The organism is Myceligenerans crystallogenes (assembly GCF_039529775.1).
GTDB lineage: Bacteria > Actinomycetota > Actinomycetes > Actinomycetales > Cellulomonadaceae > Myceligenerans > Myceligenerans crystallogenes.
In genome coordinates this window covers 411,454-426,158 of record NZ_BAAANL010000004.1, presented here as the reverse complement: position 1 = coordinate 426,158, position 14,705 = coordinate 411,454, and the positions used below count along the sequence as shown (strand labels likewise).

The 14,705-nt window shown below is 73.5% G+C and carries 11 protein-coding genes; 2 read left to right on the top strand and 9 right to left on the bottom strand.

Annotation, left to right across the window (positions count from 1 at the left end):
- Positions 1-148: 148 nt before the first annotated feature.
- Positions 149-1,546: an ABC transporter substrate-binding protein gene (locus tag ABD208_RS12150; RefSeq protein ID WP_344103078.1), complete on the bottom strand. Its 1,398-nt coding sequence runs from the start codon at positions 1,544-1,546 to the stop codon at positions 149-151.
- Positions 1,547-1,823: 277 nt separating this feature from the next.
- Between ABD208_RS12150 and map the strand changes: the two genes are divergently transcribed.
- On the top strand, positions 1,824-2,603 hold the full coding sequence (map, locus tag ABD208_RS12145) for a type I methionyl aminopeptidase (protein ID WP_344103076.1): 780 nt from the start codon (positions 1,824-1,826) through the stop codon (positions 2,601-2,603).
- A gap of 26 nt (positions 2,604-2,629) precedes the next feature.
- Here map and ABD208_RS12140 read toward each other — a convergent pair whose 3' ends face one another.
- From ABD208_RS12140 to ABD208_RS12125, 4 genes are all read right to left on the bottom strand, one after another.
- Positions 2,630-3,424, bottom strand: a complete 795-nt coding sequence (locus ABD208_RS12140; protein ID WP_344103074.1) for an HAD family hydrolase — start codon at positions 3,422-3,424, stop codon at positions 2,630-2,632.
- 229 nt (positions 3,425-3,653) lie between these two features.
- Complete coding sequence (locus ABD208_RS12135; RefSeq protein ID WP_344103072.1) at positions 3,654-4,526, bottom strand: HAD family hydrolase; 873 nt, start codon at positions 4,524-4,526, stop codon at positions 3,654-3,656.
- Complete coding sequence (locus ABD208_RS12130) at positions 4,513-6,891, bottom strand: hypothetical protein (RefSeq protein WP_344103068.1); 2,379 nt, start codon at positions 6,889-6,891, stop codon at positions 4,513-4,515. The genes ABD208_RS12135 and ABD208_RS12130 overlap by 14 nt, the downstream gene beginning before the upstream one ends.
- Positions 6,892-7,040: 149 nt before the next feature.
- Complete coding sequence (locus tag ABD208_RS12125) at positions 7,041-8,150, bottom strand: diacylglycerol/lipid kinase family protein (RefSeq protein WP_344103066.1); 1,110 nt, start codon at positions 8,148-8,150, stop codon at positions 7,041-7,043.
- Between the two features lie 86 nt (positions 8,151-8,236).
- Here ABD208_RS12125 and serS point away from each other — a divergent pair, with 86 nt between their 5' ends.
- Positions 8,237-9,508 (top strand): serine--tRNA ligase, encoded by a 1,272-nt coding sequence (gene serS / locus ABD208_RS12120; protein ID WP_344103064.1) that lies wholly within the window; start codon positions 8,237-8,239, stop codon positions 9,506-9,508.
- A gap of 28 nt (positions 9,509-9,536) precedes the next feature.
- Here serS and ABD208_RS12115 read toward each other — a convergent pair whose 3' ends face one another.
- From ABD208_RS12115 to ABD208_RS12100, 4 genes are all read right to left on the bottom strand, one after another.
- A complete protein-coding gene (locus ABD208_RS12115; protein ID WP_425561103.1) occupies positions 9,537-10,331 on the bottom strand; it encodes a glycosyltransferase in 795 nt (264 codons plus the stop codon).
- Positions 10,332-10,469: 138 nt separating this feature from the next.
- The gene (locus ABD208_RS12110) at positions 10,470-11,288 is read right to left on the bottom strand and encodes a DUF5926 family protein (protein ID WP_344103061.1); all 819 of its coding nucleotides are present in this window, start codon (positions 11,286-11,288) and stop codon (positions 10,470-10,472) included.
- Between the two features lie 128 nt (positions 11,289-11,416).
- The gene (locus ABD208_RS12105) at positions 11,417-13,015 is read right to left on the bottom strand and encodes a hypothetical protein (protein ID WP_344103059.1); all 1,599 of its coding nucleotides are present in this window, start codon (positions 13,013-13,015) and stop codon (positions 11,417-11,419) included.
- 288 nt (positions 13,016-13,303) lie between these two features.
- Positions 13,304-14,491: a hypothetical protein gene (locus ABD208_RS12100; RefSeq protein ID WP_344103057.1), complete on the bottom strand. Its 1,188-nt coding sequence runs from the start codon at positions 14,489-14,491 to the stop codon at positions 13,304-13,306.
- Positions 14,492-14,705 lie beyond the last annotated feature (214 nt).

The following is a 14,705-nucleotide window of genomic DNA, read 5'->3' as shown; positions in this document are numbered from 1 at the left end:
GATGACACCCACCGCCGAGGCAGCGCCCGGGTGCGCGAGGCCGGCCCTTGCGCCGCGAGGTAGGGCCTACGAGAGGCCCTACCTCGCGGTGCCCGGCCCTACCTCGCGGCGGGAGGCACTACCCCGGCCGCGTGGGTCGGGATGTGTATCAGTCCTTGGGCCAGGACTTCTCGATGTCGCCCGCGATGTCCTTGCTGGACGCGTCGCTCGCGAACCACTCCGTGATGCCCTGCCAGAACGAGTCGGCGCCGACGGCGGCCGGCATCAGGTCGGACGCGTCGAACCGGGCGACCGTCGCCTCGTCGGCCAGGATCTCGGCCGACATCTTGTCGAAGTCGGTCGCGAGGTTCGCCGGGTCGAGCTCCTTGTGCGCGCTGACCCAGCCGCCGCTCGGGGTGGCCGCGGCCTTGGCGTTGGCCCAGTCCGCCGACGACAGGTAGGTCTGGAACGCCTGGACCTCGGGGCGGTCCGTGAACGCGCCGATGAACTCGCCGGCCACGAGGGTCGGCTTCTCCTCGGCCGACATGGACGGCAGGTAGAACGCGTAGACGTCACCATCCGGGCCGACCTCGGTGCCCTCGGGCCACTGCGTCGCGTAGAAGTTCGCGGCGCGGTGCATCCAGCAGTCACCGGTGAGGATCGGGTAGCCGGCCTCGCCCCACGGCGCGGTCGCGATGGAGTCGACGCCGCCGAGGCCGCCGTTCACGTGGTCCTCGTTCTTGAGGATCTCGCCCGCGGCGTCGAACGCCTCGATGATCTTCGGGTCGTCGAAGGGGATCTCGTGCGTGTACCACTGGTCGTAGACGTCCGGGCCCGCCGTGCGCAGCACGACGTCCTCGATCCAGTCGGTGCCCGGCCAGCCGGTGGCGTCGCCGGACTCCACGCCCGCGCACCACGGGCGCGTGGCGCCCTCGTTGTTCGCGGCGATCTCCTCGGTGAGCGCCATCATGTCGTCCCAGGTCTCCGGGACCTCGTAGCCGGCCTCGGAGAACATGCTCGGCGAGTACCAGACGAACGACTTGACGTTGGAGCCCAGCGGCGCGGCGTAGAACGTGCCGTCGACCGTGCCGTACTCCTTCCACTCCGGGGCCCAGCCCGAGTCGACGTTCGCCACGACCTGCTCGGGAGCGGGCAGCACGGCGTCGTACTCACGGACCAGGGTCTGCAGCAGTCCCGGCTGCGGGATGATCGCGATGTCCGGCGGGTTGCCGGCCTGGACGCGGACCGGGAGCTGGGCCTCCATCTCGCGGGAGGCCTCGTACTCGATCTCGGCGCCGGTGCACTCCTCGAACGGCTCGTACGAGGCCTGCTGGGTCTCGGCCTCGGGCTCGACGATCGTGGTGTAGACCGACACCTTCTTGCCCTCGAGGTCACCGAACTCCTCGTAGGCGGAGCAGTCGATCTCGTAGGCCTCAGCCTCGCCGCCGCCACCCCCGCCGCCGCCGTCTCCCGTGTCGGCGCAGGCGCCCAGCAGGAGCGCCGTGCTTGCGACGCCGGCCGCCAGAGCGAGCCCTCGGCGTCGTACGCCGGACTTCTGGATCCTCATCGGTTCCTCCACTGCCATGTGGTAAATGAATCTGACGTGCGGGGACATCCCGACACCAACGCCGGGCCCACCCAAGACCTACGCAACCCTGCTTCGGCACGGAACGCAAGCATTTCAACGTTGTTGCAACATTACGAAACAGTTGCAATAGGACGACACGTCGCAGCACGCGACCTTGCCCGCGCGACGTAGGCTTGTCCCCGCGCCTGCCTCCCGGCGAGGCCACGCGCGGATCTTCACAAGGAACTTCCACCACGCGCCGACCCGAAGGACGGACATGATCGAGCTCAGGACGCCCCGCGAGATCGAGGAGATGCGGCCCGCCGGCCGCTTCGTGGCCGAGGTGCTGACCACGGTCCGGGAGGCTGCGAAGCCCGGGGTGAACCTCCTCGAGCTCGACGAGCTCGCGCACAAGATGATCCGCGACCGCGGCGCCGAGTCGTGCTACATCGACTACCACCCGTCGTTCGGCGCCATGCCGTTCGGCAAGGTGATCTGCACGTCCGTGAACGACGCCGTCCTGCACGGCCTCCCGTTCGACTACTCGCTGCGCGACGGCGACCTGCTGTCCATCGACTTCGCCTGCTCCGTGGACGGCTGGGTGTCCGACTCCGCGCTGTCGCTCGTGGTGGGCGACGCGCTGCCGGGCCGGGCCGAGGCCGACGCGAAGCTGATCCGCACCACGGAGCTGGCCCTGGCGGCCGGCATCGCGGCGGCCACGGCCGGCAACAAGATCGGTGACATCTCGGTGGCCATCGCCGAGGTCGGGCACGCCGCCGGGTACTCGATCAACACGGACTTCGGCGGGCACGGCGTCGGCCGCACCATGCACGGCGACCCGCACGTCCCGAACAACGGGCGCGCCGGGCGCGGCTTCCCGCTCAAGCCGGGCCTGGTCATCGCCGTCGAGCCGTGGTTCCTGGAGACCACCGACGAGATCTGGACCGACCCGGACGGCTGGACCCTCCGCTCGAAGGACGGCTCCCGCGGCGCGCACAGCGAGCACACCATCGCCGTCACGGAGGACGGGCCGATCATCCTGACGGCTCGCGACTGACCCCGCGTCAGTTCGCGCAAACGCTCTCAGACCGACAGGAGCACCGGGACCAGGCCGTCGTCGGCCAGGGTTCCGGTGATCTCGTCCGCGCCCGCCTTGACGGCGTCGGACGAGTGGCCCATCGCGACGCCGCGCGCCGCCCATTCCATCATCTCGAGGTCGTTCACGCCGTCGCCGACGGCGATGGTCCGTTCCTGCGACACGTGCAGCGTGCGGCGGATGATCTCCAGGGACGTCGCCTTGGAGAGGTTCATCGGGGTGACGTCGATCCAGTCCTCGGCGGCCGGGGTCGCCGTGACCTCCAGCGAGCGGAGCGGCCCGAGCAGCACCTCCGCCGCCCGGGGGCCCTTGACGACGGCGCGGGTGACCGGGACGGACCAGAGGTCCGCGAGCGGCACCACCTCCTGCGCCCCGTTGATCCCGCCCTCCGCGAAGCGGTCGAGGACGCGGTAGCCCCAGCCGATCTCCTCGACGGCGAGGTTGACCTCGGGCATCAGGGCCAGCGCGCGCTGCAGCACGGGCTCGGGGTCGAAGGTGCGCACGTCCGAGAGCTGGTAACCGCCGGTGGTGCCGGGGCTCAGGCGGGCGGTGACCGCGCCGTTCGACGCCACGACCCAGCCGGTGCTGATGCCGAGCTCCCGGGCGATCGGCACGATCCCGACGAGCGAGCGGCCCGAGGCGAGCACGACGTGGTGTCCCGCCGCGCGCACGCGCGCCACGGCGTCACGCACGGGCCCGGTGATCTCGGAGGTTCCGGACACGGCGATGGTGCCGTCGATGTCGAGGGCGACGAGTGCGGTGTCGACCGCCTGTGCGAGCACGGGCCGGGCGTCCGGCCTCCGGGTGGTCGTTGCGGCATGCGCGGGGCCAACGCGAACGGTGACGGGTTCGGTCGTCCGTGTGGACGACATGGGCTCCCATTGCATGCCGCATACCTCCGGCGTCGCCTCGTTGAATCTCACCCGCACCGGTGAGACAGATCACAAGGTATCCGATTCATGCCGCTGCACATAGCCGTGTCCGTGATTCAGGCGGAAATAGCGGTCGATGTTAACCGTGTGGACGACTGTCCAACACGCTGCGGAGGACCGCCACGACGCCGTCGCCCTCGATACCGGCCGTGACCTCGTCGGCCGCGGAGCGGACGGGTTCCGAGGCGTGTCCCATCGCCACGCCGCGCGCCGCCCAGCGGAGCATGTCGATGTCGTTCGCCCCGTCGCCGACGGCGATCGTCCGCTCCGCCGGCACGCCGAGCTCGCCGCGCACCCGCTCGAGCGCCGACGCCTTCGTCACGCCCATCGGCGCGATGTCCATCCAGGCCGACCAGCCGACGGCGTAGGTGACGTCCTCCAGGCCGACCGCCTCGGCGAGCCGGTGGAAGTCGGCGCTCGTGCGGCCGGGGGCGCGCACGACGACGCGGGTCACGTCTCCGGCCCACAGCTCCTCGAAGTCGACGATCTCGTGCTTGCCCTGGAGCTCGCCGTCGGGGAAGTGCTCGGTGAGCCGGAAGCCGATGCCGACGTCCTCGACCGCGTAGCGGGCCTCCGGCAGGTGCTCGCGCAGCAGGCGCAGCGCGGGTTCCGGGTCGAACGTCTCGACGTGCTCCAGGACGTAGCCCTCCTGTGCCGCCGGGTCCAGGCGGGCGACCACCGCGCCGTTCGAGGCGACGATCCAGCCCTCGTCGATCTTGAGCTCCGCGGCGAGCGGCGTCATCGAGATGAGCGAGCGGCCCGAGGCGAGGACCACGTGGTGACCCGCGGCCCGGACGTCGGCCACCGCGTCGCGCGCGGCGTCCGACAGCACCTCGTCGTAGGTGACGAGCGTCCCGTCGATGTCGAGCGCGACGAGCCAGGGCACGACGCCCGGCGACGGCGCGGGCGAGCCGGTCACGCCGTGCGCCGCCCGGGTCCTAGATCTGTTCATGACGAACCCCGTCCTGCCGCAGGGATGCGAGTGTCAGCCAGGGTAGCGCCACCAGGAGGCAGAGGACGGCGATGCGCAGGCCGAAGTCGTTCACGAATGATCCGGCCACCGCCACCAGCCAGATCGCCGCGGCCGTGGGCCGCAGCAGGGGCCACGCCTCGCGCGCGGACCGGGACCAGAGCGGTTCGATCCGCCGGCCCGGCACGGCGGTGAACAGGACGACGGCGACGGCCACCAGCACGAGCACGGCGACCCACACCGACGGACCGGCGAGCACGGACCGGAGGGCGTAGCCGGCCTTGCGGGCCAGCAAGGCCCACGCCTCGCCGTCGACGACGTCGGCGACGAACCGCCCGAGGTGCGACCGCTCCGCCTCCGGCCGCAGCCAGTCGACGACGCCGACGGCCGCGACCAGGAGGACGCCGCCCGCGGTGACCGCCGCGATACGCCACACGCCCGCCCGCCCGCCGTAGGCGGCGATGCCGAGCACCGCGAAGGCGGGGACGAGGGCGGGGCCGCCGCCGAGGTCCGCGCCGAACCGGGGCAGGACGTCCACGACCAGGGCCACCGCCCCGATCCCGGCGACCGCCAGGGCGGCGGCCCCGCGCCGCCCGCGGGACACGAGCCACTGCGCCACGGCCCCCGCCAGCACGATCGCCGCGACCGCGTAGACGCAGAACGTCGGGTTCCCGAACCCGTAGAACCGCGCCCCGTACGACGGGGCCGCCCCGAGCGGCGCGGCCCGGTTCAGCGGCGTGTCGAGCAGGCCGTCCACGGTGAGCACCACGAACGTGAGCCCGGCCAGGACGCCTGGCGCCGGCCACGAGGCGCCTGCCGGGCGTGCGATGACTCCCGGCAGGAGCGCGACGGCGCCGGCGACCAGCCCGGCGATCGCCGTCACCGCCAGGCCGAGAGCGAGGGACGGCGCGGGAAACCGCCACCAGCCGGTCAGGGACGCCAGGAATCCGGCGGCCGGGAGCGCGCCCAGGAACAGGGCGGCGCCGCGCGCCGCACGGCGCCACCGGGGCGGCACGGGGAGCAGCCTCCGGCGGGCGCGGGCGCCCGCCCACCAGCACGCTGCGGCCAGCGCGAGCGCGACCCAGAACCCCGCACCCACGAGGACCGTGTAGGCGCCACGCCGGGCGTGGTCGCGTTCGGTCAGGTCCGCCAGGGCGTCGGCGGCCTCGGCTCCGGCCGCCGGCCTGGCCTCGCCCGCGAGAAGCGGCGTCGCCTCGATCCCGCCGGCGCCGGGCAGGCCCGCCGCGGCCAGCAGCGTCCCGGGCAGGTCGGCCGCGCGCGCCACCCCGGTGGTCCGGGTCGCCGACGACGTGAGGTAGCCGGGCGCCCCGGCGTCGCCGGACACGGAGTCGTCGGACACGGCGTCGTCGGAGATGACGTCGCCGGACACGGCGTCTCCGGACACGGGCATGGGCCTCAGGACCAGGCCGACGCCGAGCTCCGGCTGCCGTTCGACCTGGTTCGCCAGGTCCGCGATCACGACCGTCGCGTCGTCCGGGACGGCGTCCAGGACCCGCCGGACCTCGTTGTCCACGGCCGCCACCCGCACGGCCCGCAGTGCGCCGGCGTCGTCGCGCTCGACCTCGGCCGCGGTGAGCAGCGCGCTCCCGGCGTCCACCACCGTGACCGGGCACCCGAACCGCCCCGGCGCGGCGCGCTCGGCGTACCGCCCGACCGAGCCGTCCGCCCGCGCCAGCGCGATCGCCGCGCCCGGCCCGATCGCCGTCGTGCACACGCCGTCCAGGGCCTCGCCGAGGCGCCCGAGCCGGGCGCCGTAGGCGGAACGTCGCTGCAGGCCCTGCCACCCCTGCCAGTCCGTGACGACGGACGCGACGGTGCCGCCCGACGCGCAACCCGGCCTCGACCGCGGGCGATCCTCGCCCGGGCACGCGCCTGTTCCCGCGACGGCCGCCTGGTCCGTGCGCGGTTCGCCGCAGGGCGCGTCCCGTGCGGCCGACGACTCGGCAGGGCCCGCGGCGGACAGGGCCAGCCACCCGCCGGCCGGGCAGCGGGCCGCCGCTCCGGTCGTCAGGGACAGCGCGGCGACGTCCGCCGGGGCGCGCCGGGCGCGTCCGCCGTCGAGGAGGCCCGCGAGGAACGGGGCGGCCACGGCGACCTCACCCGGTGCGAGGTCGCCGCGCGTACCCGTCAGGTCACGCCACCGGATGCCCGTGGTCCCGATCAGCACCACCGGCCCCTCGGGCACCGCGGCCCGGGCCTCGGACACGGCTCCGGAGCTGCCGCCGGCGGCCCCGAACCCCGACGCCCCGGGCACGACCAGCACCGCTGCCAGCACCGCCAGCAGCGTCAGGAACGCGAGCGCCCCGCCCCGATGAACCCGTGTCACGCGGCAACATTACGTCGCCCCGCTGACATCCTCCGTTCACCTGCGGGTTCACCGGCGACCCGGGCAGGAACCCGGGCGGCGGCCGCGATCGGGCCGGCAGGACGCGTCGCGCGTCGCGGCCCCGGTCGGTGCCGGTTCACGGCCGCGACTCAGCGGGCGCGGACCCTCAGGGCCGACGGCTCCACCCGGGCCGAGACCTCCACCGCCCGCCCCAGCGGATCCCCGTCGACCTGGACCTCGTCGCCGCCGGAGACGCGGACGCGCGCCCGGCGGCACGTCGAGTGGTCGATCCGCCCGAGCTTCTCCGGCAGGTCGGAGCTCACGCCGAAGCCCTGCATCGCGACCTCGGCCGTGAGCTGGGCCCAGCCGAACACGCCTCCGCGCACGTCGGCCGCGGCGACGTCGAGCACGCCGTCGTCCAGCACCGCGTCGGGCAGCAGCGTGATGCCGCCCGGGAGCCGGCCGCAGTTGCCGATCATCACGCTGCGCAGGCGGGCGTCGACCGGCGGCTCGTCGTCGAGCCAGATGCGCGCCCGCAGCCGCCGGCCCCGCATGTGCGGCACGCCGGCGAGGAAGTACGCCACCCAGCCGACCCGCCGTTTCAGCTCGGGGTCCGCCCCGGCGACCATCGCGGCGTCGAACCCGAGACCCGCGATGACCAGGAAGATGTGCTCCTTGTCGGTCACGTGCGGCGGCTCGCCCGGGAGCTCGTCGTCGTCGCGCGCGAACTCCTCCACCCGCAGCCAGCCGACGTCGATCGCCCGCGTGCGCCCGTCGAGGATCACGGCGATCGCCCGCTCGACGTCCGCGACGGGCACGTCGAGGTTACGCGCCAGCAGGTTCCCCGTGCCGACGGGAATGACGCCCATCGGCACGTCCCCGCCCACGAGCACCTCAGCGACCGCGCGCACCGTGCCGTCCCCGCCCGCCGCGACCACGACGTCGGCCCCCTCCTCGATCGCCCGCCGCGTCTGGCCCTGCCCGGGGTCGGCCACGGACGTCTCGTAGAAGACCGGCGCCGGCAGCCCCCGCTCGACGCACGCCGCCCGCACGCGGCTGCGCAGCCCGGCCGTCCCGTTCTTCGACGGATTGAGGACGACGGCGATGTGGCGCGGCCCGTCGCCGGCCGCCGCCTGGGGAATCAGCGGCCCGATGCGACGCCGCATGACCGCCACCCGCGCGTAGATCAGGAGCGCGACGACCAGCGCGGCCACGGCGATGACGATCGCGGCGACGCCGAGCCACACCTGCCAGTCCATGGGGGTGATTATCCTCGCGCCGGCCGGCGCGGACGCCGGGGACAAAACCCCAGGGCCGGGGCGCCCCAGGGAAGTAGGCTGTGCGCGTGATCGATCTGAAGCAGCTGCGCGAGAACCCCGATGTCGTGCGCGCGAGCCAGACGGCCCGCCGAGACGACCCCGCCCTGGTGGACGCGGCCCTGGAGGCCGACGCGACGCGCCGGTCCTCCCTGGCGGAGTTCGAGTCGCTGCGCGCCGAGCAGAAGTCGCTCGGCAAGCAGGTCGCGCAGGCTTCCGGCGACGAGAAGGCCCAGCTGCTGGCCCGCACGAAGGACCTGGCGCAGCGGGTCAAGGACCTGCAGACGACGGCGAACGACGCCCAGGCGCGCCTCGACGAGATCCTGTGGACGATCCCCAACGTCACGCAGTGCGCACCGGAGGGCCTCGAGGAGGACTTCGTCGTGCTCCGGCACGAGGGAACGCCGCGTGACTTCGCCGCCGAGGGCTTCACGCCGCGCGACCACCTCGACCTGGGCGAGGGCCTCGCCGCGATCGACACCCAGCGCGGCGCCAAGGTCTCGGGCTCGCGGTTCTACTACCTCACGGGCATCGGCGCGCGGCTCGAGCTGGCCCTGCTGAACATGGCCATGGACCAGGCCGTGGAGCACGGCTTCACCCCGGTCATCACGCCGACCCTGGTCAAGCCGGAGACCATGCAGGGCACCGGCTTCCTCGGCAAGCACGCCGACGAGATCTACCGCCTCGAGAAGGACGACCTCTACCTGGTCGGCACCTCCGAGGTGGCGCTCGCCGGCTACCACTCGGACGAGATCCTCGACCTGAACGACGGCCCCCTGCGCTACGCGGGCTGGAGCGCCTGCTACCGCCGCGAGGCGGGCTCGGGCGGCAAGGACGTGCGCGGCATCATCCGCGTGCACCAGTTCCACAAGGTCGAGATGTTCAGCTGGTGCCGCCCGGAGGACGCCGCCGCCGAGCACGAACGCCTCCTCGCCTGGGAAGAGGCCATGCTCGCCAAGGTCGAGCTGCCCTACCGCGTCATCGACACGGCGGCCGGGGACCTCGGCTCGAGCGCCGCCCGCAAGTTCGACTGCGAGGCCTGGCTCCCCACCCAGGAGCGCTACCTGGAGCTCACCTCGACGTCGAACTGCACCACGTTCCAGGCCCGCCGCCTCAACGTGCGCGAGCGCACCGAAGAGGGTTCGACCCGCACCGTCGCCACCCTCAACGGCACCCTGGGCACGACCCGCTGGATCGTCGCCATCCTGGAGAACCACCAGCTCCCGGACGGCTCGATCCACGTCCCCGAGGCGCTGCGCCCGTACCTGGGCGGCCAGGAGGTTCTGACCCCGGTCAAGTGACGTGGTGAGGGCGCGGAACCCCGCGCCCTCACGACCGTACGTGGTTCGGGTGCCGCACCGAGTTCACGGCCCCGCTCAGCTTGCGGAAGTTCACCGCCACCAGGACGTCCCGGTACTGGGCCGCGCGGTGCATCTGTCCCTTGAGGTCGTTCGACGACACCCGGTGCTTCAGGTCGCACGGCACCTCGACGGCGACGTACCCCTTGCGCAGCAGGTCGATCGTCATCCCCGTCTCCACGCCCCAGCCCTTGGCCAGCGGCGTGGCGGCCTCGAAGGCCTCCCGGGTGATGCACCGCATCCCCGACAGCGGCTGCTTGGGGCTCCAGCCCGTCATGCCCTGGATCGCCTTGCGTGCCGTCCCCACGACGATCCCCCGGCCCCCGGCCCCGGCCTGCTTCGGCAGGAGGGCGATCGCGACGTCGGCCACGCCCTCCAGGACCGGCCGCACGAGCGGAGCGGTGTTGACGGCGGTGTCGCCCAGGTCCCCGTCGATGAACAGCAGCAGGCGGGCGGGCCGGTCCTCGACGTCACGCATCGCGACGACGGCCGCGCCGGTTTCCATCGCGGCCGCCTTCCCGCGGTTGTGCGAGTGACGGACGACGACGGCGCCCGCGGCGCGGGCGACGTTCGACGTGTCGTCCTCGGACCCGTCGTCGACGACCAGCACGAGATCGACGTGAGGAATCGCGCGGGCCGACCGCACCGTCGAGGCGATCGTCTCGGCCTCGTCCTTGGCGGGGACGATCACCGCGGCCCGCTGGACGTTCTTCCCTTGTCGACTGCTGGTCGGACGCCGGGTCTTAGCGACCGGAAGAGCGTTCACACCTGTCCTGCCTAGAGCGTTGGTCTGCGTGCTGACGGGCAACCTCGGCACAACGAAGTGCAAAGGTTTACCCGTGGGATCCTACTCCAAGAGTTGGGAAGTTCCGGTGAACACCCGGTGATATGAGCGTCGCCCGTCTCACCGGAGCGTGACCTGCCGCGAGACGATACCCGCTCTCGCGCGTCGCTCGTTCGCATCGAGGGGCGCCTCCGTGGAAAGTGCTTTCGTGAGCCGCTCCGCGAGGTCCGCGAGGGGCTCCGCGAGGACGTCCGCCTCGGTGCCGGCGGGCAGCTCCCAGACGGGCACGATCAGGCCCGACGCGCGGAACATGCCGAGAAAACGCCCACCGGCGAGTCCTGACTCGCGCTTGGCCTGGAGCCGGGCGATCGCGTCGACGAACTCGTCCTCGGGCTCCGGGCGTGCCCACCTGACGAACTCCTTGGACATCCGGCACCAGTACGCGGCCTCGACGCCGTCGAGCTTCACCGTCGGGATCGCGCTCGCCGCGGCCTCCTCGAGCGACGCCTTGACGTCCGGCGTGACCTCGGCGTCGGGCGCGAGCCAGTAGTCGAAACCGTCCTGGACCGTCACCTCGAAGGGGACCGCCGGGTCGAGGACGTCCTGCAGGCGCGGCGCGTCCGCGGCGGGCACGCCGGCGGGCTCGACGGGCGTGCCGGGCTCGGCGTCGAGCGCGGCGAGCAGGGCGGCGGCCAGGTCGCGGCTGACGTCACCGGACCCGACCAGACCCTGCACCGCGAGCAGGATCGCGCCGTCGGCCCGGTGGAGGGCGACCCAGCCCGCCGGGAGGTTCGTGACGACGGTGACGTCCCGCGACCCGTACTCGGACGTGGTGCGCGCCGTCCCCGTCGCCGACGGCACCACCTCACGGAACGCGACCCAATCAGGTTCGCCGGAAAGCCCCTCGAAGGGGCGGAGCACGAAGTCGTTCTGAGCCATGCCGGCGAGTCTATCCGCGCAGAAGGGAAGTCACATATTGTGCGTATACGCAACGGTGGTTGCGCGCGGGTGGTGTTTCGCGTCACCGGGTCCCGCCTGATGGCGGGAAGCCCCGGCGAACGTCGCGATCAGAGAGCCGGGCGGGTCTTCGACAGCGCGAACGCGGCCTCCCGGCGCCCGGTCCGGTTGGCCATGACGAGGGCGGCCGCGCCACCCACGACCAGCGCCCCGGCCGCGCCCGTCAGCGCCGCGGCCTCGGAACCCGTGGTCGCCATCCGCAGCGGCGCGTCGATGGTGGCCTGCTCGGTCGCGGCGTCGGCCGCCTCGCCCACCTCGTCGAGGGCGCTCGGCGTGTGCGACAGGTACTCGGCGCCGGTGTCGTACTCGGCGCCCCGGTCGGCGAGCAGCATGTTCTCGCGCGCACCGCCGCCGGCAACGGTCTCCTCGCCGGCCGGCGCGGCCGTCGGCAGCTGCGCGGCGTCGCCGGTCCGCTCCGCCACGTCGCCCGCGGGGACACCCGCGCGCACGTCGGCCCCGGCGGTCTCCGCGACCCCGGCCGACACGCCGACGCCCCGGTCGTTCGCGTCGACCGTGGCGTCCGCGACGCCCGGCACGCCGGCCTCGGCCGCAAGCCCGTCCTGCCCGGCGCCGACGTGGACCGTGGCGCCACCGACCTCGGCGTCGGCCTCGATCCGGCCGTCGTCGGTTGACACCGTGACCTCGATGTCGGCGAGAGCGTCCGAGAGCACGCGCCCGGCGTCCGCCACGACCTGGCCCACGTCGAGCGCCTGCGGCTCGTCGCCGAGGTCCGCGGCCTTGTGCCGCGGCTGGTAGTCCGTCCGCTCGCCGTCGACGTCGTAGCCGAGCGCCTTGGCGGTCGCCTCGAAGGCCAGCAGGTCGCCGCTCGCGGCGTCCTCGTCGGCGGGGACGGCCGGCGGAAGGTCCTCGGAGTCGCCGGACAGGCCGTAGTCGATGTCCAGCGGCGCCCAGTACTCCGCGTCCTTCTCCAGGCCGCGCTCGAGCCGCGGGACGTCCTCGTCCGAGTCGCCACCGGACTCCTGCTGCGAGCCCTCGTTCTTCTCGCCCTTGCCCTGCCCGGCGTCCGGCCCGGCCTGCTTCCCGGAGTTCCCCGAGTTCCCGGCGCCCTGCTGCGCCTCCTGCGGACGGGACCCGGCGGACTCCGTCTCGGGCAGCACCTCCGCGGCGGGCTCCGCCACCTCGGCGGCAGCCTCCGTCACCTGCTCGGCCGTCTCGCCGACCGCACCGGCAGTCTCGTCGACGACCTCGACGGTCTCCTCGACGACGCCGGACAGCACGTCGTCCGCGGGGGCCCCGGCGTCATCGGTCGCGTCATCGCCGACCACGCCCGCCTCCGCGGCGGCCGCCGCCCCCTCGACGATCTCGGAGACGAGTCCACCGAGCGCGGCGTCGCTCACCTGGTCCCCGCCGCCGGCCGGGACGCCGTCCCCGTGGTCGCCGGACCCGTCGGCGACGTCCGCCCGCACCGTGACCGTGCCGTCGTCGTTCACCTGGACGCCGTGCCCGGTGCCGCCGAACAACGCGCGGTGGCCGTCGGCGCCGAGGTCACGGCCGTAGCCGTCCGCGCCGCGCTCGGAGTCAGGGTCGGCGGCGAAGGCCGGTGCCGTCGCGGCACCCGCGGCCGTCGCCAGGGCGATCGTGGCGACAACGCGGTTGACGTGCTTCTTCGCCGTGCTCTTGAGAGTCATCTTCGCCTGCTTCATCAGCTGCTCCGAACTGTGCGGTGGAACCCGTGAGTCCTTCGGCACCTTGCCCTTGCTGGTGGACCGTGCCGTTCCGGCGTGGCGCGCATATCACCGGAACGGGCGATCTATGCCTGCGCACGATAACGATGGTGTCACAGCGGGTCAAATCGGTCACGCAGTACCGCCGGAACACCATGCCCTGGAATTCGTCGCCTCGCCGGACGCACGCGAGCGGGCCCCCGGCCGCAGCCGGGAACCCGCTCGTGGAGCGCGACGGGAACGGTGTTCTCGTCAGTCGGCCAGACCCGTGACCGTACCGGTCACGCCGTCCAGGCCCGTGGCGCCGGTGACGCCGTCGACCGTGCCGGTGACCTTCTCGGCCGCCCCGCCCACGACGTCGCCCGCCACGGGCACGTCCGCGACGGTCGACCCGACCGTGCCGGCCGTGTCCTGGACCTTGCCGGTCACGCCGTCCACGGTGCCGGTGACGCCGTCGACCTTGCCGGTCACGCCGGCGACCTTCTCCGTCACGCCGGCGACGACGCCGGACGTGCCGGTCGCGTCGGCGACCGTCCCGGCGATGCCGCCGACGACGCCCTGGCCGTCGACGGCGCCCACGGTGCCGTCCACAGCCGGGCCGGCCACGCCCGCGACGGCGGCCGGAGCCTCCTTCACGGTGTGCTTGGCGGTGGACTTGACCGCCTGCGCGCCGGTCAGCAGGCCGGGCGCGATGCCGTCCTTGACGTGGCCGACGGTGCCCGGCACGACCTGCTCCGTCACGGGGCCGGTCACCCCCGGGACGACGTCGTTCTTCACGGCGCCGACCGTTCCCGGCACGACCTGGTCCGTGACCGGGCCGGCCACGCCGGGGACGATCCCGTTCAGCGTCGTGGAGAGCGCCCCCGCGACGGCGTTGGTGACCGGCGCGACGGTGCCCGGCAGGTTCCCGAGGACGCTCGCGGCCAGCGCCGTCGCGCCCGAGGCCGCGCCGGGCAGGTTCGCGACGACGGCCGCCGCCGGGGTCGTGGCCTGCTCCGCGACGGCCGGGACGGCCGCGACGGTGCCGGGCACCGCCGAACCGGCAGTGCCGAGGACGGTGCCGGCGGCCGAGCCGGCCGTACCGGTGACACCCCGCGCGGAGAACGCGGGCAGCGTGTAGTCGGGTGCGACGTTCGTGGCGGCCGGGGCGATCGCCGCGGGCATGGCGCCCTTGGTGAGTGCGGTCGCCTTGCCGGCCAGGCCCTGCGCCACGCCTCCGGCGGCCGGGGTGGCCGGCAGGTTGGAGACGATGTCGTCAGCACTGGGGGTTTCGACGACATCGGTGGTGGGCAGGTTGCTGAGGTCGAGCTCGGTCGCCGGCAGCTCGGCCGCCAGGGCCGGGCCTGCCGCACCTGCCGCGGCCGCGGTCATGCCCACGGTCGCGACGAGGCGGGTGACCGGCGACGAGCCGGTCCTCTTCTTCGGTGCTGCGTGCTTCAAGGAGCTACCCCCATGGCTCAGGCGCGATGCGCGCAATTCGAATCCCCTTGCGTGCCCTTGAAACTAGCGACGCGGACCAGGGCGGGAAAGCGTGCGCCCGGAGCAACTTTCCCGCCAACCGCCATCAACCGGGATGGCTGGATGAGGTCACGAATTCACCCGATTCGAGGTTCCGTGACGAAGATCACACTCCCTGCGTCCTCGGCTGCCCCTC